The organism is Micromonospora craniellae (genome assembly GCF_014764405.1).
Lineage (GTDB): Bacteria > Actinomycetota > Actinomycetes > Mycobacteriales > Micromonosporaceae > Micromonospora > Micromonospora craniellae.
The window spans coordinates 5,395,486-5,420,950 of the sequence record NZ_CP061725.1 but is presented as its reverse complement, the minus strand read 5'-3'; the positions used below and the strand labels follow the sequence as shown (position 1 = coordinate 5,420,950).

The 25,465-nt window shown below is 71.8% G+C and carries 19 protein-coding genes and 2 pseudogenes; 8 read left to right on the top strand and 13 right to left on the bottom strand.

The window, feature by feature from the left end:
* Positions 1-54 precede the first annotated feature (54 nt).
* Positions 55-3,318: a penicillin acylase family protein gene (locus ID554_RS24570; RefSeq protein ID WP_117227153.1), complete on the top strand. Its 3,264-nt coding sequence runs from the start codon at positions 55-57 to the stop codon at positions 3,316-3,318.
* Positions 3,319-3,378: 60 nt separating this feature from the next.
* Here the strand turns inward: ID554_RS24570 and ID554_RS24565 are convergent.
* The 3 genes and pseudogenes from ID554_RS24565 to rsgA all read right to left on the bottom strand — a co-directional run.
* A pseudogene (locus tag ID554_RS24565) lies at positions 3,379-3,630 on the bottom strand (Rieske (2Fe-2S) protein); the annotation flags it as partial.
* Between the two features lie 236 nt (positions 3,631-3,866).
* Positions 3,867-6,818, bottom strand: a complete 2,952-nt coding sequence (uvrA, locus tag ID554_RS24560) for an excinuclease ABC subunit UvrA (protein WP_117227152.1) — start codon at positions 6,816-6,818, stop codon at positions 3,867-3,869.
* 130 nt (positions 6,819-6,948) lie between these two features.
* Positions 6,949-7,974 (bottom strand): ribosome small subunit-dependent GTPase A, encoded by a 1,026-nt coding sequence (rsgA, locus tag ID554_RS24555; protein ID WP_117227151.1) that lies wholly within the window; start codon positions 7,972-7,974, stop codon positions 6,949-6,951.
* A 121-nt stretch (positions 7,975-8,095) separates the two neighbouring features.
* Between rsgA and ID554_RS24550 the strand changes: the two genes are divergently transcribed.
* Both ID554_RS24550 and ID554_RS24545 read left to right on the top strand, forming a co-directional pair.
* On the top strand, positions 8,096-8,812 hold the full coding sequence (locus ID554_RS24550) for a maleylpyruvate isomerase family mycothiol-dependent enzyme (protein WP_117227150.1): 717 nt from the start codon (positions 8,096-8,098) through the stop codon (positions 8,810-8,812).
* A 6-nt stretch (positions 8,813-8,818) separates the two neighbouring features.
* Positions 8,819-9,472 (top strand): MBL fold metallo-hydrolase, encoded by a 654-nt coding sequence (locus tag ID554_RS24545; protein ID WP_117227149.1) that lies wholly within the window; start codon positions 8,819-8,821, stop codon positions 9,470-9,472.
* Positions 9,473-9,533: 61 nt separating this feature from the next.
* Here the strand turns inward: ID554_RS24545 and ID554_RS24540 are convergent, their stop codons facing one another.
* The gene (locus ID554_RS24540; RefSeq protein WP_117227148.1) at positions 9,534-10,142 is read right to left on the bottom strand and encodes a DedA family protein; all 609 of its coding nucleotides are present in this window, start codon (positions 10,140-10,142) and stop codon (positions 9,534-9,536) included.
* Between the two features lie 238 nt (positions 10,143-10,380).
* Here ID554_RS24540 and ID554_RS24535 point away from each other — a divergent pair, with 238 nt between their 5' ends.
* On the top strand, positions 10,381-10,584 hold the full coding sequence (locus ID554_RS24535) for a cold-shock protein (RefSeq protein WP_111219891.1): 204 nt from the start codon (positions 10,381-10,383) through the stop codon (positions 10,582-10,584).
* 54 nt (positions 10,585-10,638) lie between these two features.
* On the opposite strand, the gene ID554_RS24530 is transcribed toward ID554_RS24535, so the two are convergent.
* From ID554_RS24530 to ID554_RS24520, 3 genes are all read right to left on the bottom strand, one after another.
* Positions 10,639-11,535 (bottom strand): hypothetical protein, encoded by an 897-nt coding sequence (locus ID554_RS24530; RefSeq protein ID WP_117227147.1) that lies wholly within the window; start codon positions 11,533-11,535, stop codon positions 10,639-10,641.
* A 162-nt stretch (positions 11,536-11,697) separates the two neighbouring features.
* The gene (locus ID554_RS24525) at positions 11,698-13,401 is read right to left on the bottom strand and encodes a CocE/NonD family hydrolase (protein ID WP_117227146.1); all 1,704 of its coding nucleotides are present in this window, start codon (positions 13,399-13,401) and stop codon (positions 11,698-11,700) included.
* A 4-nt stretch (positions 13,402-13,405) separates the two neighbouring features.
* Positions 13,406-13,921 (bottom strand): MarR family winged helix-turn-helix transcriptional regulator, encoded by a 516-nt coding sequence (locus ID554_RS24520; RefSeq protein ID WP_117227145.1) that lies wholly within the window; start codon positions 13,919-13,921, stop codon positions 13,406-13,408.
* A gap of 188 nt (positions 13,922-14,109) precedes the next feature.
* On the opposite strand from ID554_RS24520, the gene ID554_RS24515 reads away from it, so the two are divergent.
* A complete protein-coding gene (locus ID554_RS24515) occupies positions 14,110-16,239 on the top strand; it encodes an MMPL family transporter (protein ID WP_117227144.1) in 2,130 nt (709 codons plus the stop codon).
* On the opposite strand, the gene ID554_RS24510 is transcribed toward ID554_RS24515, so the two are convergent.
* The gene (locus tag ID554_RS24510; protein ID WP_117227143.1) at positions 16,185-17,078 is read right to left on the bottom strand and encodes a lytic transglycosylase domain-containing protein; all 894 of its coding nucleotides are present in this window, start codon (positions 17,076-17,078) and stop codon (positions 16,185-16,187) included. The two genes, ID554_RS24515 and ID554_RS24510, sit on opposite strands and share 55 nt — an antisense overlap.
* A gap of 101 nt (positions 17,079-17,179) precedes the next feature.
* Positions 17,180-18,550 (bottom strand): DedA family protein, encoded by a 1,371-nt coding sequence (locus tag ID554_RS24505; protein ID WP_117227142.1) that lies wholly within the window; start codon positions 18,548-18,550, stop codon positions 17,180-17,182.
* A gap of 125 nt (positions 18,551-18,675) precedes the next feature.
* Here ID554_RS24505 and typA point away from each other — a divergent pair, with 125 nt between their 5' ends.
* Positions 18,676-20,544, top strand: coding sequence for a translational GTPase TypA (gene typA / locus ID554_RS24500; protein ID WP_117227220.1), 1,869 nt, complete (start codon positions 18,676-18,678; stop codon positions 20,542-20,544).
* A gap of 8 nt (positions 20,545-20,552) precedes the next feature.
* Positions 20,553-21,452, top strand: a complete 900-nt coding sequence (locus ID554_RS24495) for a serine hydrolase (protein ID WP_117227141.1) — start codon at positions 20,553-20,555, stop codon at positions 21,450-21,452.
* Here the strand turns inward: ID554_RS24495 and ID554_RS32830 are convergent.
* Together ID554_RS32830 and ID554_RS31935 are read right to left on the bottom strand one after the other, a co-directional pair.
* Complete coding sequence (locus ID554_RS32830) at positions 21,406-21,504, bottom strand: tyrosine-protein phosphatase (RefSeq protein WP_317985233.1); 99 nt, start codon at positions 21,502-21,504, stop codon at positions 21,406-21,408. The genes ID554_RS24495 and ID554_RS32830 overlap by 47 nt on opposite strands.
* Positions 21,505-21,525: 21 nt before the next feature.
* Positions 21,526-21,688: pseudogene (locus tag ID554_RS31935) on the bottom strand (tyrosine-protein phosphatase); the annotation flags it as partial.
* 111 nt (positions 21,689-21,799) lie between these two features.
* On the opposite strand from ID554_RS31935, the gene ID554_RS24485 reads away from it, so the two are divergent.
* Positions 21,800-22,093 (top strand): antibiotic biosynthesis monooxygenase family protein, encoded by a 294-nt coding sequence (locus ID554_RS24485; RefSeq protein ID WP_117227140.1) that lies wholly within the window; start codon positions 21,800-21,802, stop codon positions 22,091-22,093.
* Positions 22,094-22,261: 168 nt separating this feature from the next.
* On the opposite strand, the gene ID554_RS24480 is transcribed toward ID554_RS24485, so the two are convergent.
* A complete protein-coding gene (locus ID554_RS24480; protein ID WP_117227139.1) occupies positions 22,262-23,218 on the bottom strand; it encodes a helix-turn-helix domain-containing protein in 957 nt (318 codons plus the stop codon).
* Between the two features lie 112 nt (positions 23,219-23,330).
* On the bottom strand, positions 23,331-25,439 hold the full coding sequence (gene uvrB / locus ID554_RS24475; RefSeq protein WP_117227138.1) for an excinuclease ABC subunit UvrB: 2,109 nt from the start codon (positions 25,437-25,439) through the stop codon (positions 23,331-23,333).
* Positions 25,440-25,465 lie beyond the last annotated feature (26 nt).

Here is a 25,465-nt window from a genome sequence, read left to right as displayed (position 1 = left end):
ATGTTCTTCATGTAATGATCCTGTCCGATGGTCCCCCGTCCACAGAGGATCGCCATGCCTGGTCACACCGCCACCCGCCGGCTGCTCGCCGGTGCGACCGCCGCCGTCGCGGTCGCCACCGCACTCGTCGGCGTCTCGTCCCCCGCCCCCGCCATCGCCACCCCCGACGCCCTCGACGCCGGCACTCTCGCGGCGAACGTCGCCAGCGCCTTCGCCGGCAACGACTACTGCCTCGGCGAGTGCTCGGAGATCCTGCCGCCCGGTCAGAACGGCAACGCCACCCTGGTCGAAGTCCTGGGCAACCAGGCGTTCGGCACCCTGCCCCGGCACTCCGCCGACCAGCTCGACACGTACGCCAACCTGGTCTACGGCTACGCCGGGCTGCGCGAGGACCAGGTCAGCACGTTCTTCCGGGACGCCTCCTTCGGCGTCGCCCCCAGCCAGGTCGAACGCGACTACTCCCCGCGCTCCGACGTGCGGATCGTGCGCGACAGGACCAACGGTGTCCCGCACATCACCGGCACCACCCGGGGCGGCACCATGTACGGCGCCGGCTACGCCGGCGCCGAGGACCGACTCTTCACGATGGACCTGCTGCGGCACGTCGGCCGGGGCACGCTGACCCCGTTCGCCGGGGGCGCACCGGGCAACCGGGCGCTGGAGCAGAGCGTGTGGCGCACCTCCCCGTACACGGAAGCAGATCTCCAGGCCCAGGTGAACGCGCTGCGCAGCAAGGGCGGGGCCCGCGGCGAGCAGCTCTACGCCGACGTGCAGGAGTACGTCGCCGGGGTCAACGCCTACATCCAGACCTGCATGGCCAACCGCAACTGTCCCGGCGAGTACGTGCTGACCGGTCACCTCGACGCGATCACCAACGCCGGTGGCCCGAAGCCGTTCGTGATGACCGACCTGATCGCCATCGCCGGCGTGGTCGGCGGTCTGTTCGGCGGTGGTGGCGGCACCGAGATGCAGTCCGCGCTGGTCCGCATCGCCGCGCGGGCCAAGTTCGGCGCGACCGAGGGCGACCGGGTGTGGAACGGCTTCCGGGGACAGAACGACCCGGAGACCGTGCTGACCCTGCACGACGGGCAGAGCTTCCCGTACGGTGACGCCTCGCCGAACGCGCCCAGCGTCGCGCTGCCGGACGCCGGGTCGGCCCGGGTCGAGCCGATCTTCACCGACCCGACCGGTTCCGCCGCCGCCACCACGACCTCCAACCGCAGCTCCCAGTTGGCCGCCGCGCTCTCCGGGTTGACCATCGACCCGGCGCACCGGGGAATGTCCAACGCGGCCGTGGTCTCCGCCGCCCACTCCGCCACCGGCCACCCGATCGCCGTCTTCGGGCCGCAGACCGGCTACTTCTCCCCGCAACTGCTGATGGTGCAGGAGTTGCAGGGACCGGGCATCAGCGCCCGGGGGGCCGCCTTCGCCGGGCTCAACCTCTATGTCCTGCTCGGCCGGGGCCAGGACTACGCGTGGAGCGCCACCTCCTCCGTCCACGACATCACCGACACCTACGCGGTGCCGCTCTGCGTCCCCGGCGGCGGTACGCCGACGCTGGCCAGCAACCACTACCTGTTCCGGGGTCAGTGCCTGGCGATGGAGGAACTGTCCCGGGTCAACCGGTGGACCCCGACCGTCGCCGACGGCACCGCGGCCGGGTCGTACAAGCTGGTCGCCTGGCGCACCAAGCTGGGCCTGGTGGGTTGGCGCGGGACGGTGGGCGGGGTGCCGCACGCCTTCACCCAACTGCGGTCCACCTACGGGCGCGAGGCCGACTCGGCCATCGGCTTCCAGATGTTCAACGACCCGACCCAGATGGGTTCCGCCGAGGCGTTCCTCACCTCCGCGCACCACGTCGAGTTCGCCTTCAACTGGTTCTATGTGAACTCCACCCAGTCGGGGTATTTCAACTCCGGGCTCAACCCGGTGCGGGCCGCCGGCACCAACCCGAACCTGCCGATGAAGGCCGAACGCGCCTACGAGTGGCAGGACTTCGACCCGACGACCGGCACCGCCCGGTACGCGCCGCGCTCGGCGCACCCGCAGTCGATCAACCAGGACTACTACATCAGCTGGAACAACAAGCAGGCCAAGGACTTCGGCGCCGCCGACGGCAACTTCAGCTTCGGCGCCGTACACCGGGGTGACCTGCTGGACAAGCCGATGAAGGCGGCCATCTCGGCGGGCCGCAAGTTCGACCGGGCCTCGCTGACCGAGCTGGTGCAGCGGGCCGGGCTGACCGACCTGCGCGGCGCCGAGGTGCTCGGCGAGCTGATCCGGGTGTTGGAGAGCCAACCGGTCACCGACAGCGCCCTGACCACCGAGATCAACCGACTGAAGGCCTGGCGGCAGGCGGGTGCGCTGCGGGTGGAGACCGCCAAGGGCTCCAAGGCGTACCAGCACGCCGAGGCGATCCGCACCTTCGACGCCTGGTGGCCGCTGCTGGTGCGGGGCATGTTCCGCGACCAGCTCGGCACGGACCTGTACCAGTCCCTGATCAACACGATGCAGGTCAACGAGTCCCCGTCCGGCCTGCAGCAGGGCGACGTGTCGAACCTGCCGTCCTCGGCGAACAGCGCGCAGACCCACAAGGGCTCGGCGTTCCAGTACGGCTGGTGGGGCTACGTCGACAAGGACCTGCGGGCGGTGCTGGGTGATCCGGTCGCCGGTGGCCCCGGGCGGACCTTCTGCGGCGCCGGCAACCTGGGCGCGTGCCGTCAGGTGCTGCTGGACACGCTCCGGACCGCGTCGACGACCCCCGCCGCCCAGACCTACCCGGGCGACGCCACCTGCGCCGCCGGGGACCAGTGGTGCGCGGACGCGATCGTCCAGTCCCCGCTGGGCGGAATCAGACACGCCACCATCGCCTGGCAGAACCGCCCCACCTACCAGCAGGTGATGTCGTTCCCGGCCCGGCGCGGCGACGCGGTGACCAACCTGGCCACCGGGCGTCCGGTGACCGCCTCCAGCAGCCAGCTCGGCAACGGCGCCGGCCGCGCCGTCGACGGTGACCTGAACACCCGCTGGGCCAGCTCCTGGTCGGACAACCAGTGGCTGCGGGTGGACCTGGGCTCGGTGCGGCAGGTCGGCCGGGTGGTCCTGGCCTGGGAGTCCGCGTACGCCCGGTCGTACCGGATCGAGGTCTCCAACGACGGCGGCACCTGGCGTACGGTCTGGTCGACCACGGCCGGCGACGGCGGCGCCGACGTGCTCACGTTCGCCCCGCAACAGGCCCGCTACGTGCGGGTGTACGGGCTGACCCGGGCCACCACGTACGGCTTCTCACTGTGGGAGCTGTCCGCGTACGCGCAGTGACGCAGACGGGCGCGGCCGGGGCGAGATCGCCCCGGCCGCGCCCGTGTCCGCGAGCCCCGGTCAGGCCAGCGAGATCTGGTCCCCGTCGACCTTGACCTCCTTGGGCGGCAGGCCGGTGGTCGCCGGGCCGGCCTTGACCGAGCCGTCCTCGATGGAGAACTTGCTGCCGTGGCAGGTGCAGTTGATCGTCCCGCCGTCGACGTTCGACACCGGGCAGCCCTGGTGCGTGCAGATCGGGTCGAACCCCTTGAACTCGCCGGCACTGGGCTGGGTGATCACCACGCCCTGCGCGGCGAAGACCGCACCACCGCCGCACCGACCGCGCCCACGCCGGTCAGCAGGCTCCGTCGGGTACGCGCGTCCGGGCCGGCCAGCACCTGATCGTCACTCATGCCGCCTCGCTTCTCTGTTCGGCTACCACCGTGCATGATCCGTGGTCACGTCTCACGACACGCACCACTCTGCCCGGTGGTTCACCCGATCGGCCGCTCGGGCACATCCCAACGGGTACGCCCGGCCGCCGTCACGGGCGACGGCCGGGCTGCGGATCAGCGGGCGGCGGCGGCCTTGCGACCGCGCGCCTTGGTGCCGTTGGCCTTCGCACCGTTGGCCTTCGCGGCCCGGGTGGTGGCCGCCGTCGCGCCCTTGGCGGCGCCGTCGAGCTTGAGCACGGAACGCAGGAATTGCCCGGTGTGGCTCTCGGTCACCTCGGCGACCTCCTCCGGGGTGCCGGTGGCGAGCACCGTGCCGCCCCGGTGACCCCCCTCCGGACCCATGTCGATCAGCCAGTCGGCACTCTTGATCACATCGAGGTTGTGCTCGATGGTGATCACCGTGTTGCCCTTGTCGACCAGCCCCTCCAATACCAGCAGCAGCTTGCGGATGTCCTCGAAGTGCAGGCCGGTGGTCGGCTCGTCGAGCACGTACACCGTCCGCCCGGTGGACCGCTTCTGCAACTCGGAGGCGAGCTTGACCCGCTGCGCCTCACCACCGGAGAGGGTCGGCGCCGGCTGGCCCAGCCGGACGTAGCCCAGGCCCACGTCGACGAGCGTCTTGAGGTGCCGGTGGATGGCCGGGATGGCGGAGAAGAACTCGGCCGCCTCCTCGATCGGCATCTCCAGCACGTCGGAGACGGTCTTGCCCTTGTAGTGCACCTCCAGGGTCTCCCGGTTGTACCGGGCGCCCTTGCAGACCTCGCACGGCACGTACACGTCGGGCAGGAAGTTCATCTCGATCTTGATGGTGCCGTCGCCGGAGCACGCCTCGCAGCGCCCGCCCTTGACGTTGAACGAGAACCGACCCGGCCCGTACCCCCGGACCTTGGCCTCGGTGGTCTCGGCGAACAGCTTGCGCACGTGGTCCCAGACACCGGTGTAGGTGGCCGGGTTCGAGCGGGGCGTCCGGCCGATCGGTGACTGGTCGACCCCGACGACCTTGTCCACGTGCTCCAGCCCGCCGACCCGGGTGTGCCGGCCCGGCACCAGCCGGGCACCGTTGATCTGGTTGGCCAGCACCGCGTAGAGAATGTCGTTGACCAGGGTCGACTTGCCCGACCCGCTGACCCCGGTGACGGCGATCAACTGGCCGAGCGGAAAGGTCACCGTCAGGTTGCGCAGGTTGTGCTCACGGGCGCCGTGCACCACCAGCTCCCGCCCCGGCGTCTGCGAACGACGCCCCGCCGGGATCGGGATCTCCCGGCGACCCGACAGGTACGCCCCGGTCATCGACTCCGGGTTCGCCAGCAGCTCCGGCACCGAGCCGCTGTGCACGATCTGCCCGCCGTGCTCCCCCGCGCCGGGACCGATGTCCACGATCCAGTCGGCGGTGCGGATGGTGTCCTCGTCGTGCTCGACCACGATCAGCGTGTTGCCCAGGCCACGCAGCCGGACCAGGGTCTCGATCAGCCGGTGGTTGTCCCGCTGGTGCAGCCCGATCGACGGCTCGTCCAGCACGTAGAGCACCCCGACCAGTCCGGAGCCGATCTGGGTGGCGAGCCGGATGCGCTGCGCCTCGCCACCGGAGAGGGTGCCGGCGGGCCGGTCCAGGGAGAGGTAGTCCAGACCGACGTCGAGCAGGAAGCGCAGCCGGGCGTTGATCTCCTTGAGCACCCGCTCGGCGATCAGCTTCTGCCGGTCGGTCAACTCGATGCCAGCCAGCAGGTCGGCGCACTCACCGACGGACAGGTTGCACACCTCGGCGATGCTGCGCCCGGCCAGCGTGACGGCGAGCACCTCCGGCTTGAGCCGGGCACCGCCGCAGGCCGCGCAGGGCACGTCGCGCATGTACCCCTCGTACTTGTCCCGGGACCACTCCGACTCGGTGTCGGAGTGCCGGCGCTCGATCCACTGCACCACGCCCTCGAAACCGGTGTAGTACGAGCGCTCCCGGCCGTACTTGTTGCGGTAGCGCACGTGCACCTGGTCGTCGGAGCCGTGCAGGATGGTCTTCTGCGCCCGCGACGGCAGCGCTCGCCACGGGGTGTCGACGGTGAAGTGCTCGGCCTCGCCGAGCGCCTCCAGCAACCGCAGGAAGTACTCCAGGTTGTGCCCGGTCGCCCAGGGCTGGATCGCGCCCTCGCGCAGGCTGCGCTCCGGGTCCGGGACGACCAGCTCCGGGTCGACCTCCTTCTTGGTGCCCAGGCCGGTGCACTCCGGGCAGGCGCCGTACGGCGCGTTGAAGGAGAAGACCCGGGGCTCCAGGTCCTCGATCGCCAGCGGGTGGTCGTTCGGGCAGGCCAGGTGCTCGGAGTAGCGACGCTCCCGGTCCGGGTCGTCCTCGGCCAGGTCGACGAAGTCCAGCAGCACCAGACCGCCGGAGAGACCGAGCGCCGCCTCGACCGAGTCGGTCAGCCGCTGCTTGGCGCTCGGCTTGACGCTGAGCCGGTCGATCACCACCTCGATGGTGTGCTTCTCCTGCTTCTTGAGCTTCGGCGGGTCGGTGAGCTGGTGCACCACCCCGTCGACCCGGGCCCGGGCGTACCCCTTGGCCTGGAGCTCGGAGAAGAGGTCGACGTATTCGCCCTTGCGGCCGCGTACCACCGGGGCGAGCACCATGAAGCGGGTGCCCTCGGTCATCGTCAGGACCCGGTCGACGATCTGTTGCGGGCTCTGCTTGGAGATCCGCTCGCCGCAGACCGGGCAGTGCGGCTCGCCGACCCGGGCGAACAGCAGCCGCAGGTAGTCGTAGACCTCGGTGATGGTGCCGACGGTCGAGCGCGGGTTGCGCGAGGTCGACTTCTGGTCGATCGAGACCGCCGGGCTCAGCCCCTCGATGAAGTCGACGTCCGGCTTGTCCATCTGACCGAGGAACTGCCGCGCGTACGACGACAGCGACTCGACGTAACGGCGCTGCCCCTCGGCGAAGATCGTGTCGAAGGCCAGGCTCGACTTGCCCGACCCGGACAGCCCGGTGAACACGATCAGGGCGTCCCGGGGCAGGTCGAGGCTGACGTCACGCAGGTTGTGCTCGCGTGCGCCACGAATGATCAAACGGTCGGCCACGGTCCGTGTACTCCCGGTGAGAATGTCGAAGGAAGATCTGTCCGCTTTCGGAGCGAACCCCACGTTTTGGGAGGTGGCCCCAGCGGTTGTGCCGGCGCGGAGAAAGCGCCCCGGCAACTGTAGACCTGCCCTACGACAATCTGCCCCGGCGGCGGCTCCGGCGGGCAGCGCGGCGACGGGTCTCGTGCGCGATCTCGCGGTGCAACCGCCGCCAGCTCTCCCAGCGCCGGGCGGTCAGCTCACCGTCCCGCAGCGCCGCCTGGACCGCACAGCCCGGCTCGGCCTCGTGCCCGCAGTCGCCGTACCGGCACTCGCCGGCCAGGGCGGCGATGTCGCCGAAGGCCCGGTCGAGCCCGGCCGCGCCGTCCAGCAGGCCGACCGCCCGAACCCCGGGGGTGTCCACCACCGCCCCGCCGCCGGGCAGCGGCACCAACGCCCGCCAGGTGGTGGTGTGCCGGCCCTTGCCGTCCACCCGCCGGATCGCCTGGGTGGGCATCACCGTCGCCCCGGCCAGCGCGTTGACCAGGCTCGACTTGCCCGCACCGGAAGGCCCCAGCAGGCCGAGGGTGCGACCCGGGCCGACCTCGGCGCGCAACGGCTCCAGCCCGGTCCCGCGCTCGGCGCTGACCGGCAGCACCGGCACCCCGGGGGCGAGAGTCGCGAGCTGCCGCGCCACCGCGACCGGGTCGGCCGCCAGGTCGGTCTTGGTCAGCACCACCAGGGGACGGGCGCCCGACTCGTGGGCCAGTGCCAGCAGCCGCTCGACGCGGGCGGCGTCGGGTGCCGGGTGCACCGCCTCGACCACGGCGGCCACGTCCAGGTTGGCGGCCAGCAGATGATCACCGGCGTCCTTGCCGGCGGTCCGCCGGACCAACGCGGTCCGCCGGGGCAGCACCGCCTCCACGGTGACCCGGGCGTCGGGCCAGCGCCCGAGCAGCACCCAGTCACCCACAGCGGGCAGCCGGGTGGGATCACCGGCGGCGGCGACCAGCACCGCCCCACCCGAGGTGGCACGCACCGGCCCCGCCTCGGTCAGGACGGTGCAGACCCCACGGTCGACCCGGGCCACCCGGCCCAGACGATGATCGGTACGGATCCGTCGAAGGTGTGCCGCCCGTTCGGCATCCCAGCCCAGGGCGGTCAACGTGATGCTCATGCTCGACCGCCACCTCTTCCACACCGGCGTCGTCAGTCACCGCAGACGGTAGGCCCGGCGACGCCGCGCCGGAAGTGAATTCCCCGGCGACGCGGCACGCCCGGACGGCTAGGGTCGGAACGTGACGACGGATCCCCTTTTGCTGACCGGTGACGTGACCGACGCCACCGCCCGGCTGCTGCGTACGGCTGCCGGTTTCGACGCCGCCGACCTGGCTGCACCGTCGCTGCTGCCCGGCTGGACCCGCGGCCACGTCCTGGCCCACCTCTGCCGCAACGCCGACGGATTCGCCAACCTGCTCACCTCGGCACGCACCGGCGAGCCGATCCCGCAGTACACCAGCGCGCAGGCACGCGACGCCGACATCGAGGCAGGCGCGTCCCGACCGCCCGAGGAACACCTGGACGACCTGCGCCGCAGCGCGGACCGGTTCGCCGAGGCGGTCGCGGCGATGCCGGTGCCGGCCTGGGCGGCCACCGTCGAGACCCGGCGAGGCCCCTGGCCGGCCGCCCTACTGGTCTGGGGACGGCTCCGGGAGCTGGAGGTCCACCACGTCGACCTGGCCGCCGGGTACCGGCCGGCGGACTGGTCGCCGACCTTCGGCCACCGGCTGCTGCACGAGGTGTCCACCGGGTTCGCCGGCCGCGACGACGCGCCGCCGGTGGTGCTGCGCTTCGACGGCGCCGGCCACGAACTGGTGGTGGGCGAGCGCGCGGGGGCGCCCGTCGTCACCGGTCCGGCCGCGGAACTCGCCGCCTGGCTGACCGGCCGCAGCACCGGCACCGCCCTGACCGTCACCCCCGACGGTGACCTGCCCCGCCCACCGGAATGGATCTAGGAAGCGATGACCTACAGCGGAGAAGTCACCCCCGGCGGCCCGCCGGCCGTACGCGAACTCGACGCCCTGACCATCACCAAGGTGTCGGTCGGTCCGATGGACAACAACGCGTACCTGCTGCGCTGTCGGCACACCGGCGAGCAGGTGCTGATCGACGCGGCCAACGAGGCGCCCCGGCTGCTGGAGCTGATCGGTGACGGCGGCCTGAACACCGTGGTCACCACCCACCAGCACATGGACCACTGGGTGGGGTTGGAGGAGGTCGTCGCCACGACCGGGGCCCGCGCGCTGGTGCACGCCGACGACGCGGCGGGCCTGCCGATCGAGGCGCAGACCCTGGCCGACGAGGACACGGTGCCGGTGGGTGACTGCACGCTGGAGGTCATCCACATCAAGGGGCACACGCCGGGCTCGGTGGCGCTGCTCTACCGCGACCCGGCCGGCACCCCGCACCTGTGGACCGGCGACAGCCTCTTCCCGGGCGGCGTCGGGAACACCGACAGCGACCCGGCGCGCTTCGCCGCGCTCATCGACGATGTGGAGCACAAGCTGTTCGGCCGCCTGCCGGACGAGACCTGGTTCTATCCGGGCCACGGGCGGGACTCGACGCTCGGCGCGGAACGCCCGCACCTGGCCGAGTGGCGCGCCCGGGGCTGGTGACCCGGCCGACGCCGGTCCGGGTTCGATACGCAGCCGCCGGATCCGGACCGGTGTCCGCAGGTCAGGGTGTGACCTCACGCAGCCGACGCCGCACGCCGAGCAGCACCAGGGCGGCCAGCAGCAGGCCGCCGACCATGGTGACCAGCATCGGGCTGGCGCCGCTGGGCAGCAGTCCGGCCAGCGACCGCGACGCGGTGCCCACCGCCAGGTAGAGCCCGGCCCACGCGCCCGCGCCGAGCGAGGCGAAGCCGAGGAAGCGCCGGTACGACATGTTCAGGCCGCCGGCGGCGAGCGGCAACAGCGCGTTGAACACCGGCAGGAACGGGGCGACCAACACCAGCCGTCCGCCGTTACGGCGCAGGATGGCCTCGGCGGTGGCCCAGCGGCTCTCGCCGACCCAGTCGCCGAAGCGGCTGCGGCGCAGGTCCAAGCCCCACCGCCGGCCGACGAGGAAGGTCAGGGACCATCCGGCCAGGCATCCGGCGATCACGGAGACGAAGGTCGCCAGCCCGGTGGTCGGGGTGCCGACCGCCACGGCGGCGAGGATCGCGACGTCGCCGGGGACGAGGACACCGAACAGCGGAACCGCGTCGAAGAGCATGATCACCCCGAGCACCGCCATCAACAGGGCGACGGGAAGTTCCCCGACCTGGGCCAACTGGTTCGCCATGCCTCGTACGCTATTGCCTGACCGCCGGTGTCGACATCGGGATTCCTACCCACAATGCGTGTGGTGTGCTCCGGGTCATCCCTGATCCGTCTCTCCACCGCCCGGCTCACGCCATCGTCGACTCCCTGAGGCGCTTCGCCCGGCAAATCCGCTATCTACCGGTTACTGTCGGGAAGGTATCGGGCGGCCACCGGCGTGGAGCGGGCGGTCGCCCGCCTGGAACAGGGAGAGAGAACGCATGGCAACCGGCACCGTGAAGTGGTTCAACTCGGAAAAGGGCTTCGGCTTCATCGAACAGGATGGTGGCGGCCCGGACGTCTTCGTCCACTACTCGGCGATCGCGAGCAGTGGCTACCGGGAACTGACCGAGGGCCAGAAGGTCGAGTTCGACGTGACCCAGGGGCAGAAGGGGCCGCAGGCGGACAACGTCCGACCGATGTGACCCGTGCCGGGGCGGCGGCGGCCGGTGGATCGGCCGCCGCCACACGCCGGACCGTCAGGCGGCCAGTCGTCGGCCGAGCTCCTGCACGACCTGCTCGGCGACGGTGGGCGGGATCGCCGCCGCGATCTCCTCGGGCGTGAGGCCCGCCAGTACGCCGCTGATGATCGCCTGCTCGTCGGTGAAGTCGCGGCTGGCCAGCGATTCCACCGCGGCTTGCAATGCGGTCAACTGCGCGCCGAGGCTGCGCAGCGTCGGGTGCCCGACCTTGAACGTCGGGTCGGTGTGGTCCTCACCCATGGTCGTCCGGGTGTACGTCTGCCCGATCGGGTTGCGCCCGTCCAGGACGGTGAGGTTGCGGTGAACGGTCTTGAGCCAGTTGTGCTCCTCGGGGGTCATGTCAGGGTCCTCCTGCTCCGGCGTGATGAGTCCGATGGTGGTCAGATAGCGGCGGAACAGCGGCGTCTGGCCACGTCCCGCCTTGATCGAGTCGCGGAAGAAACTGAAGTGGGTGTGCCACAGGTGGGAACGGTCGCCGGTGCTGCGCCGCCCCAGCCGGTCCCAGCGCCGCACCACCTTGCCGTCCGGCGAGTAGATGATCTCGCGGATGTCCCGGGTGTCCGCCGTGTTGGCGACGCACTGGGCCACACACCAGGTCGAGAACGTGAACAGGTCGTGGGTGCGACCGCGGCTGCTGACCCGGAACATGCCCACGTCCAGCGCGGCCGCGTCCAGGGTCAGACCGTTGCGGTCCCGGGGCGACTCGACCACCGAGTAGTCGTTCGAGACGACCCGGTCCGACCCGCAGTGGTAGCCCCCACGGTGGTTGGCGTCGCCGACGATGCCCACCTCGTTGGGTTCCAGGTCCTCGTCGCGTACCCGGTTGGGGTCGCGGTTGAGGTGTTTGAGCAGCAAGCTGCGGACGGCCATCAGGTTTGCCGGTGCCCGCGTCATGAGTCCCCCTCTGCCGATTCGTCGGGGGCCGGGCACGGCAGTGACACCGCGTGCGCGATAGGAAGGCTGCACAAGCGCTCCCGGCCATCTGTTGCACAGCGCCGGGCGTACTCCCACCATAGCCCCACTTCTGGACGAATGCCCAGTTCAGAGCCGCTTTATTCAGCTTGGAACAGGCTGTGAGGCAGAGTGGACGACCGGTAGGACCACTGCGGACGGACGTCTGGGATCGTGAAAGATCTCCCGCCGTCCACCACGGAGAGTGATGGCAGCGCCGAGCGGCTCGCCGGTACCCGGGTTGCGCGCGTAGCGGGGATGGGCACCGCCGGAGACCTGCAACCGCAGTCGGTGCCCGGCGGCGAACCGGTGGGCCGCCGGCCACATCTCCACCGGCACCGCCACCGTGCCGGTGGCGTCGGGCGGAAACCGCTGCGGGTCGACCCGCACCAGCCCGTCGCAGACGTTCCAGGACCGGCCACGCCGGTCCACGTCGCACAGTCGCACGAAGACGTCCAGATGGGCCAGTTCGCTGCGCAGATGGATCTCCGCCCGCACCGGGCCGATCACCTCGACCGCGCTGTCCAGCGGGTCGGTGGTCCAGGTCAGCACGTCGGGACGGGCCTCGACCGGGCGGTTGTCGAACGGCCCGGCGCGCTGGGCCACCAGCAGCGGGCCGCCCAGCGACGGGGTCGGGTCGGTCGGGTCGTACCAGAAGCCGTCCGGCGGCGACGGCACCGCCGCCGAGGTGCGCAGGGCGGAGCCCGGGTGCAGAAACCAGCGGGTGGGCCGGGCCGGCGGCGGCCAGTCGGGCAGGTCACGCCACCCGCCGCCGACACCACCCACGTGCACCCGCACCGGCGCGCCGACGCCCGCGTCCCGGCCGGCTCGTGCCGGTGGCTCGTCCACCGGCTCGGCGGTGCGGTCGAACAGATGCTCGTCGAGCCAGCCGAGCCCCTCGCGCAGTGCCGCCACGAACAGGCCGGGACTGCCGTGGGTCCATGGGCCCACCACCAGTCGCGGCCGGGCTCCGGTGGCGCGCACGGCAGCGTAGTCCCGTAACTGGGCGGGGAGGAAGATGTCGTGCCACCCGCTGACCATCGCCACCGGGGCCCGCACCCGGTCGAGCCGGTCGTCGAAGACCCGGGTACGCCAGTAGTCGGCCTGCGGGGTGTGGTGCTCCAGCCACTCCTGGAAGAACGGCACGGTGCCCCCGGTGGCGATCCGGTCCGCCTCGACCAGCGGTAGGTGCGCCAGGGCGGCAGCCAGCCGGGGTTGCCCCCGTTTGAGCTCCCATTGCCGGGCCAGCCACGGCACGGTCTGCGCCTGGAGCAGCTCCACCCAGGTCAGCACCGTGTCCAGGGCGAACGACTCACCCGCGTAGGTGGAGTCGCGGGTGGTCGAGGCGGTGGCGACGGCGACCATTGCCCGCAGCTCCGGACCCGCGTCGGCGGCCAGCGCCCACTGCACGAAGCCCTGATAGCTCGCGCCGAACATGCCGAACGCACCGCGCCACCACGGCTGCCGGCGCAGCCAGTCGAGGGTGTCCAGCCCGTCGTCGCGCTCGAACACGAACGGGTCGAAGGACCCGCCGGAGCCGAAGGTGCCCCGGCAGGACTGGATGACCACGTGGAATCCACGCTCGGCGGCGAGCCGGCAGAGCAGCCGCATCGGCCCGCCCCGCCCGTACGGGGTACGGATCAGCACGGTGGCCGCGTCCATCAGGTCGGGGCGGTAGTGGTCGGTGCGCAGGTTCACCCCGTCGCGGGCCCGCACCGGGATGTCCCGGGTGACGGTGATCCGCCGGGTTCGCGCCGGCGGCAGCCGTAACGCGGCGCCGGCGAGCGTGGACGTCAGCCGATCCCACATCGGGTCAGTCCGTCCGGCGTCGGGGCGACTCGGGTCGGGCGGCGCGGACCATGTCCCGGTGTTCCCGCAGCGAGGCGCCCATGGCGGTGATGAAGCGGTACACCACCTCCAGCTCGTCGTCGCGGAAGCCGCTCATCACCCGGTCGGTGCGCTCGCCCAGCGGCCGGAAGAAGTCCATCGCCAGCGCGGCGCCCCGGTCGGCGTAGCGGAGCAGGACCCTGCGCCGGTCGGTGGGATCCCGGTCACGCCGGATGTGCCCGGCCCGTTCCAGCCGGTCGATCAGGGCGGTGACCGATCCGGAGGAGATGCCGAGGTGCTCGCCGAGCCGCCCGGGGGTGATCGGCGCACCGGTCAGCTCGGCGTCCATCACCGCGATCAGGGCCTGCAGGTCGGTGACGTTGAGGCCGTGCTGCCCGGCGAAGGCGTGACCCACGTGCTGGGCGTCCACGCCGTAGCGGCGCAGCTCGGCGGTGATCTCAGCGATCAGCAGGTCCCGACGGGTATCCCGCCGCCGGTACATCCCCTGAGCCGCCACGTCGCGCCGCTTCCCCTTCCGAACGCCCGGGTTCGGAGCATACCCAGCCCGGCGTTCACCACAGCTGTCGAGATTCTCACCCCGGCAGTGGTTGCCACAGCTATCTTGATGGGTGAAACTCTCGACTGTCTAGATACATGATTGTCGAGAGACCTGTCCGAGGGGCTTTACGGATGTCCGTGTTAACCCGCGTGGCGCGCAGCCGCCGCGCAGCCTGGCTCACCGTCCTGCTGGCGGTCGTCGCCGGGGCGCTCGTCTTCGCCCTGCCCACCCCCGACAACCCGGCGCCGGTCTCGGCCACCGGGCTGTCCGAGAGCTGGGAGTCGACCCAGGTCGAGCTGCTCCAGGACGAACTTCCCGCCAGTGACGTCGCCGCTGCCGTCGTGGTGGTCAGCCGCGATGACGACGCTCCGCTGACCGACGCCGACCAGGCCGCGATCACCAGCGGCTCCGCCGGGCTCGGCCAGTTCGCCGTCGGCGGCCAGGCCGCCCCGCCCCAGGTTTCCCCCGACGGCACGGTGGCCCTGGTCGCCGTGCCGATGTCCACCGCCGGCGGTCAGGAGGCGGTCACCGAACGGGTCGCGGAACTCCGCGAGGCGCTCACCGCGCTGCCCGGGGAGCTGACCGTCGAGGTCACCGGCGGGCCGGCGTTCACCGCCGACCTCACCAAGGTCTTCGAGGGCGCCGACCTCACCCTGCTCGCCTTCACCGCCGCCGTCGTCGCGGTCCTGCTGCTGGTCACCTATCGCAGCCCGCTGCTCTGGCTGGTGCCGCTGGCCATCGTGGCGGCCACCGAGCAGATCACCCTGCGCGTCCTGGACACCATCATCCCGGCGGTCGGCATCAACTTCGCCGGTGGCGCCGTCACCGGCATCGCCAGCGTCCTCGTCTTCGGAGCCGCCACCAACTACGCCCTGCTGCTCATCGCCCGCTACCGGGAGGAACTCCGCCGCGAGGCGGACCGCTTCGTCGCGATGCGCAAGGCGCTGCGCCGCACCGCCGAGCCGATCCTGGCCAGCGGCGGCACCGTCATGCTCGGCGTACTCACGCTGCTGCTCAGCGAGCGGGAACTCAACCGTGCCCTCGCCGTGGCCTGCGCCACCGGCATCCTGCTCGCGATGGCCTCGGCGCTGCTGGTGCTGCCCGCCGCCCTGGTGCTCGGCGGTCGCCGCCTGTTCTGGCCGCTCGTGCCCGAGGTCGGCAGCGTCGGCCGCGAGGGCCGGATCTGGGGTCGCCTCGGCGCCGCCGTGATCCGCCGCCCGGTGCCGGTCGCGGCGCTGGCCACCCTGCTGCTGGCCGCGCTCTCCCTCGGTGGGGTGGGCATCCGCACCGGCCTGTCCGAGACCGAGCAGTTCCGGGTGCAGCCGGAGGCGGTGGCCGGCGCGCAGACCCTCGGCCGTGCCCTCCCCGCCGGCACCACCCAACCCGTCGCGGTGATGACCAACCCGGGCGCGGTGCCGGCCGTCACGGAGGCCGCCACCACGGTCGACGGGGTCGCCTCGGCCCGACCCGGCCCGGCCGGACCCGCCGTCGCCCAGATCGACGTCGTCCTCGACGCCGAACCGGGCACCGCCGCCTCGGACCGCACCCTGGCCGCGCTGCGCGACGCCGTCGCCGGAGTACCCGGATCAGCGCCCCCGACCCCGGCCGGTGTCGACGAGCTGTCCGGAGCCGTGGTGGGCGGCAGCGTCGCCGGCGACTACGACTCCGCCGCCGCCGACGACCGGGACCTGCGGGTGATCCTGCCGCTGATCCTGCTGCTGGTCGGCGCGGTGCTCGTCCTGCTGCTGCGCGGCATCATCGCCCCGGTGCTGCTGGTGGTCACCGTGGTCGCGTCGTACTTCGCCAGCCTCGGCGGCGCGTGGCTGCTCTTCGACCACGTGCTGGGCTTCCCGGCACTGGACACCACGGTCCCGCTGCTGGCCTTCGTCTTCCTCGTCGCGCTCGGCGTGGACTACAACATCTTCCTGGTCACCCGGGCCCGGGAGGACGCCCGCGCCACCGGCACCCGCGACGGCATGCTCTCCGCGCTCCGCGCCACCGGTGGCGTCATCACCAGCGCCGGCATCCTGCTCGCCGCGGTCTTCGCCCTGCTCGGCGTACTGCCGCTGATCACGCTGACCCAGATCGGCATCATCGTCTGCCTCGGCGTCCTGCTGGACACCCTGCTCGTCCGCACGGTCGTCGTGCCGGCGCTGGCGTTCCTGCTCGGCGAGAAGTTCTGGTGGCCCGGTCGGATCACCCGCGATCAGAACCCCAAGCAGACGCACTCCGTCATGAGCGCCCGTACGTTGCGCACGTAGCTCGGGTTGGGGATGGCCAGCGGCTGTCCCGGGCGGGCCACCGCCCCGTGACCGAAGTTGTACGCGGCGATGACCGCGTTGAGCAGACAGGAGTCCAGTACGCCCGAGGTGCACAGGCTCGCGTCCAGCCGGTAGTCGGCGTCGAAGTACATGTCACCGATGTACTTGGTGAGCCAGGCCAGGTAGGTGCCGCCGAGGTAGGCGTTGTCCCGGTAGTCCCACACGTCGTAGTTCTGCCCGAACCGCTGGTTCATCCAGGTCGCGGTGTCCGGCATCACCTGCATCAGGCCGATGCCCTCGTCGCAGGCGACGATGTTGGACTGCCACCCGCTCTCCTGCCACGCGGTCGCCGTGATCAGGTTCAGCGGGACGCGGATGTCCGGCGCGGAGGTCGGCCAGTAGGTCCGGCCTGCCGCGTCGGTCAACGCCACCTTGGCCTGCGCCCGGCTGGCCTGCTCGCCCTTGTACGTGGGCCGGCAGCCGCTGGCCGCGGGCTTCGGCGGCTTCGGCGGCACGTTGGTCTCCGTCGGCGGCTTCGGCACCGCCCGAGGCGCCGGAGCGCTGCGTCGCGGCGTCGGCTTCGCACTGGCCGCCGTTGGCGACGGCGCGGCAGCGGACCGGGGCGCGGCACCCATCGACTGGACCGCCGTGGGCGTGGGACTCGCCTCGTCCGGCACCTCCGCCACGGCGGCCTGCGTCGGCTCCGTCGCCTCCTGCGGCAACACGACCGGCGCCGGCGCCTCCGGCGCGGAAGCGTCCACTCTGGCGCAGGCACCCCCTGTCGCCACCAACAGTCCGGCGAGCAACGCGACGCCCAGCCTGGTGACGCTCCGTCCCATGTCGCCCCCCTTCGGCAGTGACGAGCCCGCCGCACCCTAACAGCCGTCGACCGTGATCCGGAGCGCGCACATTCACCCCGCCCAGGTCAACCCCTACTCGGCTACACTGTCCCGCCGAAGCCCGCATCGCGCCCCGACGCGGCCGTCACCGCCCGGTCCCGGGTGGCCCACGCGACCATGAACACCGCCGGCCACGCCGCGCCCAACAGCACCGCGCCCACCGTGCCGCTGGCCGTGCTCACGCCCAGGTAGAGCCGTGCCCCGCCGATGGCGACCACCCCGGCCGCCGCGACCGTCCAGGCCGCCACCGCCAGCGGCCAACGCGCACCCCGCGACAGCAGCCAGGCCAGCGTGCAGAGACTGGCGGTGACCACCACGTTCTGGGTCGAGAACAGCACCGTCCGGCCCCCGGCGGCCAGGTCGGCCACCACCGCCAACACCACCAGGGGCACGAACGCGCCCACCGTGCCGACCACACTGAGCAGGTCCGCCTGCCAGGGCCGGTGCCGCCACGCCTGCACCAACGCCACCACCGCGACCACCACGATCAGCGACGACCCGCGCAACACCGACACCGCTGCCTGCGTCGCCTCCACCGCGTCGGGCGTACGCCGGGCCGCGAACCAGCCCGCGATCGCCCCGTCCACCAGCGCAAGACCGCTGTGGCGGACCACCGCCCGCAGCGTCCAGGCGATCACCAGACCGACCACGAACAGCAGCACCACCCCGGCCGCCAGGTTCGCCAGCAACGCCCAGGCCGGGCCGAGCCGCAGGCTGAGCAGGAAGAACAGCAGCCCGTACCGGGCCGACAGCCAGCGCAGCGGCGGCAGCCCCACGGCCCGAGTCAACAACGTCCATGCCGGGTCCGGGTTACGCCCCAGCCACCGCCCGACCAGCACCACCACGAGCAGGGCGGCGATCAGCACCAGCACTGCGCCGGTGGCCCGGCCAAGCAGCCGCGACACCGTCTCGTACGACTCGCCCGCGAGATGCCCGACCAGCACCGACCCGCCCACCCAGGTCACCACCCCGGCCAGGTTCCACGGTGCGAACCGGCGGTACGGCATCCCCGCGGCGCCGGCCAGCCGGGGCACCAGGGTCCGGGCGAACGCCACCCAGCGGGCAGTCAGCACACCCCGGCCGCCCATCCGCCCGAGCATCGCGTCCGCCCGGGCCCACCGCTGCGGCCCCACCCGCGCGCCCCACCGGCCGGCCCGCAACCGGGGCCCGTAGCGCCGCCCGGCCCGGAACGCCGCCGCGTCCCCCGCCGCCGCGGCGACGATCATCACCGCCAGCGCCGGGCCGAGCCGCAACGTGCCGGTGTACGTGAGGAAGCCCACCAACAGCAGGGTGGCCTCGCCGGGCGCGACCAGCCCGACGATCAGAGCCGTCTCGGCCGCCACGACGAGGGCCGCCACCACGTAGATCAGCCCCGGTGGCAGGCTCTGCACCGAGTTCAGCAGGTCGTGCACGGCACCCCCGGATCACCTCGGCAGGACTGCCCGGTAAGTGTGACAGTGCTCTCCGTCACGTACGGCCCCGCTCTCCGGTGACCCCGACGCCACGGGGCTACCGCGCAGGCGGGAGGATGGAGCTCATGCAGCTGCGCACCGACCTTCGCAACGTCGCCATCATCGCTCACGTCGACCACGGCAAGACCACCCTGGTCGATGCCATGTTGCGGCAGGCTGGCGCCTATGGCGCCCGGGGCGAGGTGACCGAGCGGGTGATGGACTCGATGGACCTGGAGCGGGAGAAGGGCATCACCATCCTCGCCAAGAACACCGGCGTGCGCTACCTGCCGGCGGACGGCTCCGACCCGGTCACCATCAACATCATCGACACCCCCGGCCACGCCGACTTCGGCGGCGAGGTCGAGCGCGGCCTGACCATGGTCGACGGCGTGGTGCTGCTGGTCGACGCCAGCGAGGGCCCGCTGCCGCAGACCCGCTTCGTGCTCCGCAAAGCCCTCAAGGCCCGGATGCCGATCATCCTCGTGATCAACAAGGTGGACCGTCCCGACGCCCGGATCAAGGAGGTCGTCGACGACACCTACGAACTCTTCCTCGACCTCGACGCCGACGAGGAGCAGATCGACTTCCCGATCGTCTACGCCTGCGCCCGCGACGGCATCGCCTCGCTCACCCAGCCCGCCGACGGCTCGGTCCCCCAGGACAGCCAGAGCCTGGAGCCGCTGTTCCGCACCCTGCTGGACACCATCCCGCCGCCCGCGTACGACGAGCAGGCCCCGCTCCAGGCGCACGTGACCAACCTCGACGCCTCCCCGTTCCTCGGCCGCCTCGCGCTGTGCCGGGTGCGGCAGGGCACCATCGCCAAGGGCCAGAGCGTGGCCTGGTGCCGCACCGACGGCAGCACCCAGCGGGTCCGCATCTCCGAGCTGCTGATGACCGAGGGCCTGGAGCGCAAGCCCGCCGACTCGGCCGGCCCGGGCGACATCATCGCCGTCGCCGGCATCCCCGAGATCATGATCGGTGAGACGCTCGCCGACGCGGAGAACCCGCAGCCGCTACCGCTGATCACCGTCGACGAGCCGGCCATCTCGATGACCATCGGCACCAACACCTCGCCGCTGGTCGGCCGGGTCAAGGGCGCCAAGGTCACCGCCCGGATGGTCAAGGACCGGCTGGACAAGGAACTCGTCGGCAACGTGTCGCTGCGGGTGCTGCCCACCGAGCGCCCGGACGCCTGGGAGGTGCAGGGCCGGGGCGAGCTGGCGCTGGCGATCCTGGTCGAGCAGATGCGCCGCGAGTCCTTCGAGCTGACCGTCGGCAAGCCGCAGGTGGTGACCCGGGAGATCGACGGCCGGACCTGCGAGCCGGTGGAGCGGCTCACCATCGACTCGCCCGACGAGTACCTCGGTGCGATCACCCAACTGCTGGCCACCCGCAAAGGCCGGATGGAGCAACTGGTCAACCACGGCACCGGCTGGATCCGGATGGAGTGGCTGGTCCCGGCGCGCGGCCTGATCGGCTTCCGCACCGAGTTCCTCACCGAGACCCGGGGCACCGGCATCCTGCACCACGTCTTCGAGTCGTACGAGCCGTGGTTCGGCGAGCTCCGGACACGCAACAACGGCTCGCTGGTCGCCGACCGGTCCGGCGCGGTCACCGCTTTCGCGATGACCAACCTCCAGGAGCGCGGCCAGCTCTTCGTCGAGCCCGGCACCGAGGTGTACGAGGGCATGCTCGTCGGGGAGAACTCCCGCTCCGACGACATGGACGTCAACATCACCAAGGAGAAGAAGCTCACCAACATGCGCTCCTCCACCGCCGACGAGACCGAGAAGCTGATCCCGCCGCGCAAGCTGTCGCTGGAGCAGGCCCTCGAGTTCTGCCGCGAGGACGAGTGCGTCGAGGTCACCCCCGCCGCCGTACGCCTGCGCAAGGTCGTGCTCGACCAGACCCAGCGGGCGCGCACCGCCGCCCGCCGCAAGCACGCCGGCTGACCCCTGCGATGTCCGCCGACGACCTCGACGCGCGGCTGGACCGGGAACCCGGCACGATCTCGGTGTACGCGGGGCGCCTCGACGCCCCGCCCACCTGGACCCGGCACGCCGAGGTCACCCACTACGCGGCGAGCACCATGAAACTCGCGGTGCTCGCCGCGCTGCACCGCACCGCCGAGGCCGGACAGCTCGACCTGGACACCCCGGTGCCGGTCTGCAACCGGTTCACCTCCGCCCGGCCGGACGCACCCGCGTTCTCCTGCGTCCGGGAGTACGACAACGACCAGGACGTCTGGGACCGGATCGGGCAGTCGGTGCCGCTGCGCTGGCTCGCCGACCGGATGATCGTCCGGTCCAGCAACCTGGCCACCAACCTGGTCGTCGAACACGTCGGCCGACCCGCCCTGGCCGAGGTCTGGGCGGCGGCCGGTGCCCGGCACAGCGTCACCGCCCGGGGCATCGAGGACCTCGCCGCCCGCGACGCGGGTATCACCAATCTGGTCACCGCCGCCGACCTGGCCGCCCTGCTGCGGGCCGTCGCCATCGGGGCCACCCGCCCCGGGCCGATCGCCTCACCCGCCGCCTGCGCCGCGATGCTCGACGTGCTCTGTGCCCAGCAGGTCCGCCAGGACATCGCCGAGGGGCTGCCCGCCGGCACCCGGCTGGCCCACAAGAACGGCTGGGTACGCGGGGTACGCCACGGCGCGGCAGTGGTCCTCCCCGCCGACGCCGACCCGTACCTGCTGGTCGTGTGCACCACCACCCCGCTGGCCGCGCAGCAACCCAGCGGTCCGGCCGACGCGCACGCCCGCCGGCTGGTCGCCGACGTCTCCGCCCGACTCTGGCGCGACCGCCACCGCCTCACTCCAGCAGGTTCGCCCGCAACGCCGCCACCGTCTCGTCGGTGACCCCCAGCCCGTCCCGCAGGTACGCGTCGAACGACCCGTGCACCCGCCGCACCTGCGCGTACCCGGCGTCGTGGTCCCGCAGGTTTACCACGCGGCCGGGCCGAGTCCGGCCAGCACCGTCAGGCCGTCGTCGGTCAGCCGCCCCAGCGGGGGGTACGGATCAGCCGCCCCGGCCGCACCCGTCGTCCCCGCGCCCCGACCAGACCACCCAGGTCCCGTGCGTTGGGCGCGCCCACGAGTTCCTAGGAGGTCCTCCCCGCCCTCGCGCGCTCACCCTGGATCGCCGAGCGACGACGGAACAGACCCCTGCGGCCACCCCCGCCCACCCGCCGTGCGAGGCTGCTGAGATGGTGCTTGAAGTCGCCCTGATCGACGTGGTTCCCGGCCAGGAGGACGAGTTCGCCGCCGCATACCGCACGGCGTACCCGGTCCTGCGTGACACGGCGGGCTGCCGGTCGGTCCGGATGACCCGGGGGGTCGAGTCCCCCTCGCGCTTCGTGCTGCTGGTCGAGTGGGACTCGGTCGAGGCGCACGAGGTCAACTTCCGGCAGACCGAGCGTTTCGCGCAGTGGCGTGGGCTGATCGGCCCGTACTTCGCCGGCCCGCCGCTGGTCGAGCACTTCGCCGACGTACCCGCCTGAGGACACCGCGCGCGGATCCAGGGGCGTGCGCGACCGCGTGTGCGCGGGAAGTGTCGTACCTCTCGACTATGGTGCCCGCGACGCGCGGCCGGCGGTCCCGACGGGCTCGGGGGCGCGCCGGGCCCGCCGTGCCGCGCGTCGCCGCGCCCGCACGCCCGACAGAGCGGGTCAGCCCGCGAGCCGCTCCGCGTCGCGGCCCACCGCCGGGACCCTCTCCCCAGACGCCGGGGCCTCCTCGACAGGGTCGGCGGGCCGGGGGATGTCCGGCCGCTCGGCCTGCCGGGCCAACATCGACACGGTCTCCGTCGCCGGCAGCGCCGCTGCCGACAGCCAGTCGACCATGCGTTCGTACCGCGCGATGTCGGCCTCGGCGACCAACCGCAGGTCGGTGGTGAGCGTCTCCACCATCACGGTGCGGGGATCCGCCGGATCGGGAAAGACGTACCAGGAGAAGCCGGCCAACGGGTGCACGCCGTCATGCGGCGAACCGTCGCGCGGCACCAGCCGGATGGTGACGTGCGGCAGCTCCGACAGCGCCACCAGGTGCCGCACCTGTTCCCGCCAGACGTCCACCGGCGTACCGACCGGCGCGCACACCCGCTCGTCCAGCAGCGCCGTGTAGTGCGGCGGGTCGGCCCGACGCAGCACCTGCTGCCGCAACGCGCGGGCCCGCACCTCGGCCTCCAGATCCAGCTCGGGACAGATCAGCGCGGCGGCGGTCAGCCGCAGCCGGGCGTACGTCGGGGTCTGCAACAACCCGGGCACCACAGCCGGCTGGTACTCCACGATGCCCGCCGCGCCCGCCTCCAGCTCCGCGTACGCGCGCTGCCGCTCCCCCATCTCGCCCAGCGCTCTGGACCAGCCGCGACCGGCCGCCGCGTCCCGGGCGATGACGATCAGCGCCTCGCGCTGCTGCGACGGCACCTGGTAGACGTCGAGCAGGTCGAGCACGTCGGCCAGGTCCGGCCGACTCTGACCCAGCTCGATACGGGACAACTTCGACGTGGACGCCCACCCGAGCTGACCACAGACCTGTTCCAAAGTGAGCGACTCCCCACGGCGCAGCTGGCGCAACTCTGCGCCGAGCCGTACCCGGCGGATGACAGGACTTGCTGACAACGGCATCCCAGCCTCCCCACCGTCGGAGAGTACGCAGGACAGTCACTCACGGCAATACCTCGCTTGCGCTACGCAACGAACCGGATATCGTCGCGCGCCGCCACACCCGCCCCCGGCGTCACGTCACCCCGGCCGCGTCCATCCCCCGCAACTCCTTCTTGAGGTCGGCGACCTCGTCGCGGATCCGGGCTGCCAACTCGAACTGCAACTCCCGCGCGGCGGCCAACATCTGGTCGTTGAGCTCCTGGATGAGCTGCGCCAACTCGGCCCGCGCCATGCCCTCGCGGGCCGGGGTGGCCGCGCCGCCCCGAGCCCGGCTGCGGGTCTCCTTGACCGGCGCCTTGCCCCGCGACAACTGCCGTACCGCACCGCCGACCCGGGTCGCCTCGGTGTCCTCCGCCTCGCGGTAGATGTCGTCGAGGATGTCGTGGATCTTCTTCCGCAGCGGCTCGGGACTGATCCCGTGCGCCTCGTTGTGCGCGATCTGCTTGGCCCGACGCCGGTCGGTCTCCTCGATCGCGGCCGCCATCGACGGGGTGATCTTGTCGGCGTACATGTGCACCTGACCGGAGACGTTCCGGGCCGCCCGGCCGATGGTCTGGATCAACGACCGGCCGCTGCGCAGGAAGCCCTCCTTGTCCGCGTCCAGGATCGCGACCAACGACACCTCGGGCAGGTCCAGGCCCTCCCGCAGCAGGTTGATGCCGACCAGCACGTCGTAGTCTCCCCGGCGCAGCTCACGCAGCAACTCGACCCGACGCAACGTGTCCACCTCGGAGTGCAGGTAGCGCACCCGGATGCCGTTCTCCAACAGGTAGTCCGACAGGTCCTCGGCCATCTTCTTGGTCAACGTGGTGACCAGGACCCGCTCGTCACGCTCGGTCCGCAGCTTGATCTCGTGCATCAGGTCGTCGATCTGGCCCTTGGTGGGCTTCACCACGACCTCCGGGTCCACCAGGCCGGTCGGGCGGATCACCTGCTCGACGTACTCGCCCTGGGAGTGCTCCAGCTCCCAGGGACCCGGAGTGGCCGACAGGAAGACCATCTGGCCGACCCGCTCCAGGAACTCGTCGAACCGCAGCGGGCGGTTGTCGGCGGCGCTGGGCAGCCGGAACCCGTGGTCGATCAGCATCCGCTTGCGCGAGGCGTCGCCCTCGAACATGCCGCCGATCTGCGGGATGGTCACGTGCGACTCGTCGACGACGGTGAGGAAGTCGTCGGGGAAGTAGTCGAGCAGGCAGTGCGGCGGACTGCCTGGCAACCGCCCGTCGATGTGCATCGAGTAGTTCTCGATGCCGGAGCAGAAGCCCACCTGCCGCATCATCTCGATGTCGTACGTGGTGCGCATCCGCAGCCGCTGCGCCTCCAGCAGCTTGCCCTGCCGCTCCATCTCGGCCAGACGCTCGCCCAACTCGGTCTCGATGTCGCGGATCGCCCGCTCCATCCGCTCCGGCCCGGCCGCGTAGTGCGTCGCCGGGAAGATCAGCAGATGGTCGACCTCGCGCACCACGTCCCCGGTGAGCGGGTTGAGGTAGTAGAGCTTCTCCACCTCGTCGCCGAACAGCTCGATGCGCACGGCGAGTTCCTCGTACGCCGGGATGATCTCCAACGTGTCGCCCCGGACCCGGAACGTGCCCCGCTGGAAGGCCATGTCGTTGCGGGTGTACTGGATGTCGACCAGCCGACGCAGCAACTGGTCCCGGTCCAGTTCCTGGCCGACCGCGACCCGCACGGCGCGGTCGAGATACTCCTCCGGGGTGCCCAGGCCGTAGATCGCCGAGACGGTCGCCACCACCACCACGTCGCGTCGGGTGAGCAGCGACATGGTGGCCGAGTGCCGCAGCCGCTCGACCTCCTCGTTGATCGAGGAGTCCTTCTCGATGTACGTGTCGGTCTGTGGAATGTACGCCTCGGGCTGGTAGTAGTCGTAGTACGAGACGAAGTACTCCACGGCGTTGTCCGGCAGCAGCTCGCTGAACTCCTTGGCGAGCTGGGCGCAGAGCGTCTTGTTGGGTGCCAGCACCAGCGTGGGCCGTTGCAGCCGCTCGATCAGCCAGGCGGTCGTGGCGCTCTTGCCGGTGCCGGTCGCGCCGAGCAGCACCGTGTGCCGGTCGCCACGGCGGACCCGTCGCTCCAGGTCGTCGATGGCCGCCGGCTGGTCACCGGCCGGCTGGAACTCGCTGACGACCTGGAAACGGCCGTCGAGCCGGGGAATGTCGAGCGCCATGACGTCAACCGTACGCCGGGGGACCG

What these genes read in the sequence shown, in the direction of transcription:
- ID554_RS24570 (WP_117227153.1), top strand. Translation starts at nt 55, where the DNA reads ATGCCTGGTCACACCGCCACCCGCCGGCTGCTCGCCGGTGCGACCGCC.
- rsgA (WP_117227151.1), bottom strand. Translation starts at nt 7,974, where the DNA reads ATGAGCATCACGTTGACCGCCCTGGGCTGGGATGCCGAACGGGCGGCA.
- ID554_RS24545 (WP_117227149.1), top strand. Translation starts at nt 8,819, where the DNA reads ATGACCTACAGCGGAGAAGTCACCCCCGGCGGCCCGCCGGCCGTACGC.
- ID554_RS24540 (WP_117227148.1), bottom strand. Translation starts at nt 10,142, where the DNA reads ATGGCGAACCAGTTGGCCCAGGTCGGGGAACTTCCCGTCGCCCTGTTG.
- ID554_RS24535 (WP_111219891.1), top strand. Translation starts at nt 10,381, where the DNA reads ATGGCAACCGGCACCGTGAAGTGGTTCAACTCGGAAAAGGGCTTCGGC.
- ID554_RS24530 (WP_117227147.1), bottom strand. Translation starts at nt 11,535, where the DNA reads ATGACGCGGGCACCGGCAAACCTGATGGCCGTCCGCAGCTTGCTGCTC.
- ID554_RS24525 (WP_117227146.1), bottom strand. Translation starts at nt 13,401, where the DNA reads ATGTGGGATCGGCTGACGTCCACGCTCGCCGGCGCCGCGTTACGGCTG.
- ID554_RS24520 (WP_117227145.1), bottom strand. Translation starts at nt 13,921, where the DNA reads ATGTACCGGCGGCGGGATACCCGTCGGGACCTGCTGATCGCTGAGATC.
- ID554_RS24515 (WP_117227144.1), top strand. Translation starts at nt 14,110, where the DNA reads ATGTCCGTGTTAACCCGCGTGGCGCGCAGCCGCCGCGCAGCCTGGCTC.
- ID554_RS24510 (WP_117227143.1), bottom strand. Translation starts at nt 17,078, where the DNA reads ATGGGACGGAGCGTCACCAGGCTGGGCGTCGCGTTGCTCGCCGGACTG.
- typA (WP_117227220.1), top strand. Translation starts at nt 18,676, where the DNA reads ATGCAGCTGCGCACCGACCTTCGCAACGTCGCCATCATCGCTCACGTC.
- ID554_RS24495 (WP_117227141.1), top strand. Translation starts at nt 20,553, where the DNA reads ATGTCCGCCGACGACCTCGACGCGCGGCTGGACCGGGAACCCGGCACG.
- ID554_RS24485 (WP_117227140.1), top strand. Translation starts at nt 21,800, where the DNA reads ATGGTGCTTGAAGTCGCCCTGATCGACGTGGTTCCCGGCCAGGAGGAC.
- ID554_RS24480 (WP_117227139.1), bottom strand. Translation starts at nt 23,218, where the DNA reads ATGCCGTTGTCAGCAAGTCCTGTCATCCGCCGGGTACGGCTCGGCGCA.
- uvrB (WP_117227138.1), bottom strand. Translation starts at nt 25,439, where the DNA reads ATGGCGCTCGACATTCCCCGGCTCGACGGCCGTTTCCAGGTCGTCAGC.